The organism is Pseudomonas sp. PS02303 (assembly GCF_029959925.1).
In the GTDB taxonomy this organism is placed as follows: Bacteria; Pseudomonadota; Gammaproteobacteria; order Pseudomonadales; family Pseudomonadaceae; genus Aquipseudomonas; species Aquipseudomonas mandelii.
The window spans coordinates 1-5,145 of the sequence record NZ_JASCOM010000345.1 but is presented as its reverse complement, the minus strand read 5'-3'; the positions used below and the strand labels follow the sequence as shown (position 1 = coordinate 5,145).

The following is a 5,145-nucleotide window of genomic DNA, read 5'->3' as shown; positions in this document are numbered from 1 at the left end:
GCTCGCGAAAGCGGTGTGCCAGTCAGCATTCGACTGACAGATTGCTTTCGCGAGCAGGCTCGCTCCCACAGGGTATTACGGTGCAGTTAGTGCGTGCGTGCGACCGCAAACTCACTGAGCTCAACCAATGCATCGCGGTATTCGCTGGCGGGCAACGCGTCGAGGCATTTGATTGCACGGGCTACGTAATCGCGGGCCAGTTGCGCGGTGTAATCCAGCGAACCGGACGCTTCCACGGCTTCGCGGATGCTTTCCAGGTCTTCGATACCGCCTTTCTGGATCGCCTTGCGCACCAGTGCAGCCTGCTCCGGCGTGCCTTCGCGCATGGTGTAGATCAGCGGCAGGGTCGGCTTGCCTTCGGCCAGGTCGTCACCGACGTTCTTGCCCAGGGTTTCCGCGTCGCCACGGTAGTCCAGCAGGTCGTCGACGAGTTGGAAGGCCACGCCCAGATGATCGCCGAAGGTGCGCAGCGCTTCGCTCTGTTCCGGTGTGGCACCGGCCAGGGCCGCGGCACTGTGGGTCGAGGCTTCGAAGAGCATCGCGGTTTTGCCGCGGATGACTTCCATGTAGGTTTCTTCGGTGGTGCTGGCATCACGCACTTTGGACAGCTGCAACACTTCGCCTTCGGCGATGATGCGCGTGGCTTGCGAAAGGATCTTCATCACCGGCATGGAGCCCAGTTCGACCATCATTTCGAAGGAGCGCGAATACAGGAAGTCGCCCACCAGCACGCTTGGCGCGTTGCCCCACATGGCGTTGGCGGTCGAGCGGCCACGGCGCATGCCGGACATGTCGACCACGTCGTCGTGCAGCAGCGTGGCGGTGTGCAGGAACTCGATGGTCGCGGCCAGCAGGCGCAGGTCATCGCCTTCGCGACCCAGAGCCTTGCCACACAGCAACACTAATAGAGGACGCAGGCGTTTACCGCCAGCCGAGGTAATGTAATCGCCGATTTTCGATACCAGCGGCACTCGGGAAGTCAGCTGCTTCTTGATGATGCCGTCGACGGCGCTAAAATCGTCCGCCACCGCGCGGTAGAAAGCTTGGGGTTGCATCAGCGACAGTTGCTCCAGAAGGGTTGCGCGGCATGCTAGGACCCACGTCGGCGGGTGTCAAGGCACGATGGACGGCCTCTTGCATCGCCCCGGCAGCTTGCGTACAATCGCGCACCCTGAACTTCCTGGGCAGCACCTGCCTTACGCAATTGCAAACAGGCCTTCCAGCCTTATGCAGCCATGCCAGCCAATACCTCTTCTTATAAAGAGCTGGGTGAGCAGGATTATCGGAGAAATACCATGTCGTACGCAGTAATTGTTACTGGTGGCAAGCAATACAAGGTCGCCCCAGGTGAATACCTGAAGATCGAAAAACTGGAAATCGCTACCGGCGAATCCGTTACTTTTGATCGCGTTCTGTTGGTCGCCAATGGCGATGACGTGAACATCGGCGCTCCAGTTGTTGCTGGCGCTACCGTTGTGGCTGAAGTGATCTCCCAAGGTCGTCACGATAAAGTCCGCATCATCAAGTTCCGTCGTCGTAAGCACCACATGAAGCGTATGGGCCACCGCCAGTGGTACACCGAGATCAAAATCACCGGTATTCAGGCTTAATTTCAGCCTAATTCCTCACTAGGAGAATTGACTCATGGCACACAAAAAAGCTGGTGGTAGTACCCGTAACGGTCGCGACTCAGAAGCCAAACGCCTTGGCGTGAAGATGTATGGCGGCCAGGTTATCATTCCGGGCAACATCATCGTGCGTCAGCGCGGCACCCAATTCCACGCCGGTTACGGTGTTGGCATGGGTAAAGATCACACTCTGTTCGCTAAAATCGACGGCGTGATCAAGTTCGAAGTAAAAGGCGCTTTCAACCGCCGTTACGTGAGCATTGTCCCGAAGACTGAAGTCGTCGCGGCATAATTGCGTAGTTGCTGGAAAAGCCCTGTCTCGCGACGGGGCTTTTTCGTTTGTGGGGTGAGTCTCTTGCAAAGCTGTTTGTGATGGGCTCCAGCGCTGGATTTGCGGTCGTTGATTGAGGTCGCTGCGCTCATTTTTGCAAGAGTCTTATGTCTAGATTTTTTCGGCTCGTCCGTATGACGAGAGGCGTTTTGTTATGAAGTTTGTTGACGAAGTATCGATTCGAGTAAAAGCCGGTGACGGCGGCAACGGTTGCATGAGCTTCCGTCGCGAGAAATTCATTGAAAACGGCGGCCCGAACGGCGGTGACGGTGGTGATGGCGGCTCGGTCTACATGATCGCCGACGAAAACCTCAACACCCTGGTGGACTACCGTTACACCCGGCACTTCGATGCCGAACGCGGTTCCAACGGCGGCAGCACCGACTGCACCGGCAAGAAAGGTGAAGAGCTGGTGCTGCGTGTTCCGGTTGGCACCACCGTCATCGACTCCGCCACTCAGGAAGTGATCGGCGACCTGACCAAGGCTGGCCAGAAACTGCTGGTGGCTCATGGCGGCTGGCACGGTCTGGGTAACACCCGTTTCAAATCCAGTACCAACCGTGCTCCGCGCCAGACCACTCCGGGTAAGCCGGGCGAGGCGCGTGATCTCAAGCTGGAAATGAAAGTATTGGCTGACGTCGGTCTGCTGGGTTTGCCGAACGCCGGTAAAAGTACCTTCATTCGCTCCGTATCGGCCGCCAAGCCGAAAGTCGCCGACTACCCGTTCACCACGCTGGTGCCGAACCTGGGTGTGGTCAGCGTCGATCGCTGGAAGAGCTTCGTGGTCGCGGACATTCCGGGTCTGATCGAAGGTGCTTCCGATGGCGCTGGCCTGGGGATTCGCTTCCTCAAGCACTTGTCGCGTACCCGTTTGCTGTTGCACCTCGTGGACATGGCGCCGCTGGATGACGCCAGCGCTCCGGATGCTGCTGAAGTGATCGTCAGCGAGCTGACCAAGTTCAGTCCGTCCCTGGCTGAGCGTGATCGCTGGTTGGTGCTGAACAAGTGCGACCAGATCCTTGAAGAAGAGCATGACGCTCGCGTCAAGGAAATCGTTGATCGCCTGGAGTGGACCGGTCCGGTCTATGTGATCTCCGCCATCTCCAAGCTGGGCACCGAGCGTCTGTGCCACGACATCATGCGTTACATGGAAGATCGTGCTGACCGTCTGGCTAACGACCCGGTTTACAAGGAAGAGCTGGCCGAGCTCGATCAGCGCATCGAAGACGAAGCCCGTGCCCAGTTGCAAGCGCTGGATGACCAGCGTGCCCTGCGTCGCAGCGGCGTGAAGTCGGTCCATGACATCGGCGACGATGACTGGGACGAAGAAGATGTGGATGACGAAGACGGTCCGGAAATCATTTACGTGCGTGACTGATTCGTTGCAGTAAACTTAAGCGCCGCTCAATCGAGCGGCGTTTTAGTATCTGGAAATCGGTAGTCACGAATAACGTTACGGGCGGCGCTGGGTCGCGCTGCCCTCAAGCTAAGGTTGAAGATGATGCGGAGCAAGGTGACAGGTGCGCAGCGTTGGGTCGTGAAGATCGGCAGCGCTTTGCTGACGGCTGACGGCAAGGGCCTGGATCGCGCGGCAATGAGTGTCTGGGTCGAGCAGATGGTGGCTTTGCATGAAGCGGGCGTCGAACTGGTGCTGGTGTCCTCCGGGGCAGTAGCGGCGGGGATGAGTCGCCTGGGCTGGACCGTGCGACCCAGTGCAATGCACGAGCTGCAGGCCGCTGCCGCTATCGGTCAGATGGGTCTGGTGCAAGCCTGGGAGTCGAGCTTTGCCGAGCATGGCCGGCATACCGCGCAGATTCTCCTGACGCACGATGACTTATCTGACCGCAAACGTTACCTGAACGCCCGCAGCACCCTGCGTGCGTTGGTCGAGCTGAAAGTGATCCCGGTGATCAACGAAAACGACACCGTGGTCACCGACGAGATCCGCTTCGGCGACAACGACACCCTGGCGGCGCTGGTGGCCAACCTGGTTGAGGCGGACTTGCTGGTGATCCTCACCGATCGCGACGGCATGTTCGATGCCGATCCGCGCAACAACCCCGACGCCAACCTGATTTACGAGGCGCGCGCCGATGATCCGGCGCTGGATGCCGTCGCTGGCGGTACCGGTGGTGCGTTGGGTCGTGGCGGTATGCAGACCAAATTACGTGCCGCACGTCTGGCGGCGCGTTCCGGTGCGCACACCATCATCGTCGGTGGGCGCATTGAACGTGTGCTGGATCGCCTGAAGGCGGGCGAGCGCATCGGCACCTTGTTGTCACCTGAGCGCGGCATGCTGGCGGCGCGCAAGCAATGGCTGGCCGGTCATCTGCAGACCCGTGGCACCCTGGTGCTGGATGCGGGTGCAGTGACCGCGCTGTCCCAGGGCAACAAAAGTTTGCTGCCGGTTGGCGTCAAACTGGTTCAAGGCAGTTTCCGGCGCGGTGAAATGGTGGTGTGCGTGGCGCCGGACGGTCGTGAAATTGCCCGTGGCCTGGCCAACTACAGCGCGCTGGAAGCACAAAAAATCATCGGTCAGTCGTCTGAGGCGATTGTCGGTCTGTTGGGTTACATGGCGGAGCCGGAACTGGTTCACCGCGATAACCTGATTCTGGTCTGAAGGAATATTTGAATGCGTGTGGCAAAAGGATTGTTGGGTCTGCTGTTGGCAATGCCGCTGCTGGCTTCGGCTGAGGAGATTGGCCAAGTGTCGACGGTGTTCAAGTTCGTCGGCCCGAACGACCGTATCGTCGTCGAGGCGTTTGATGATCCGAAGGTTGAGGGTGTGACTTGCTACCTCTCGCGGGCCAAGACCGGCGGTGTGAAAGGTGGGCTGGGTTTGGCGGAAGATCGCGCTGAAGCGTCTATCGCGTGCCGTCAGGTAGGTCCGATCAGCTTCAAGGGTGAGCTGAAGGATGGCGATGAGGTGTTCAAGGAGCGTACGTCGCTGGTGTTCAAGACCATGCAGGTGGTGCGCTTCCTCGACAAGAAGCGCAATACGCTGGTGTATCTGGTCTACAGCGATCGCTTGATCGAAGGCAGCCCGCAGAATGCGGTGACGGCGATCCCGATCCTGCCGTGGACGCACGCCCAATAAGCTGGCGCAAATCGAAATGTGGGAGTGAGCCTGCTCGCGATAGCGGTGTAACAGTCGGCATCAATGTTGAGTGTTGCACCGCTATCGCG

General features: G+C 59.0%; 6 protein-coding genes. 5 read left to right on the top strand and 1 reads right to left on the bottom strand.

From position 1 onward, the window contains the following. Positions 1 to 86: 86 nt before the first annotated feature. A complete protein-coding gene (locus QMX98_RS32230) occupies positions 87 to 1,055 on the bottom strand; it encodes a polyprenyl synthetase family protein (RefSeq protein ID WP_010467528.1) in 969 nt (322 codons plus the stop codon). A gap of 240 nt (positions 1,056 to 1,295) precedes the next feature. Here QMX98_RS32230 and rplU point away from each other — a divergent pair, with 240 nt between their 5' ends. The 5 genes from rplU (at position 1,296) to QMX98_RS32205 (ending at position 5,056) form a co-directional block, all read left to right on the top strand. Next, complete coding sequence (gene rplU / locus QMX98_RS32225) at positions 1,296 to 1,610, top strand: 50S ribosomal protein L21 (protein WP_003176051.1); 315 nt, start codon at positions 1,296 to 1,298, stop codon at positions 1,608 to 1,610. A gap of 34 nt (positions 1,611 to 1,644) precedes the next feature. Then, positions 1,645 to 1,920 carry a 50S ribosomal protein L27 gene (rpmA, locus tag QMX98_RS32220; protein ID WP_003215862.1) on the top strand — a complete coding sequence of 92 codons (276 nt, stop codon included), beginning with the start codon at positions 1,645 to 1,647 and terminating at the stop codon, positions 1,918 to 1,920. Between the two features lie 193 nt (positions 1,921 to 2,113). Continuing rightward, on the top strand, positions 2,114 to 3,337 hold the full coding sequence (gene cgtA / locus QMX98_RS32215) for an Obg family GTPase CgtA (protein ID WP_010467530.1): 1,224 nt from the start codon (positions 2,114 to 2,116) through the stop codon (positions 3,335 to 3,337). Positions 3,338 to 3,460: 123 nt separating this feature from the next. Continuing rightward, the gene (proB, locus tag QMX98_RS32210) at positions 3,461 to 4,579 is read left to right on the top strand and encodes a glutamate 5-kinase (protein WP_010467532.1); all 1,119 of its coding nucleotides are present in this window, start codon (positions 3,461 to 3,463) and stop codon (positions 4,577 to 4,579) included. Positions 4,580 to 4,591: 12 nt separating this feature from the next. Further along, positions 4,592 to 5,056, top strand: a complete 465-nt coding sequence (locus tag QMX98_RS32205) for a CreA family protein (RefSeq protein ID WP_010467533.1) — start codon at positions 4,592 to 4,594, stop codon at positions 5,054 to 5,056. The last annotated feature ends 89 nt before the right edge of the window (positions 5,057 to 5,145 follow it).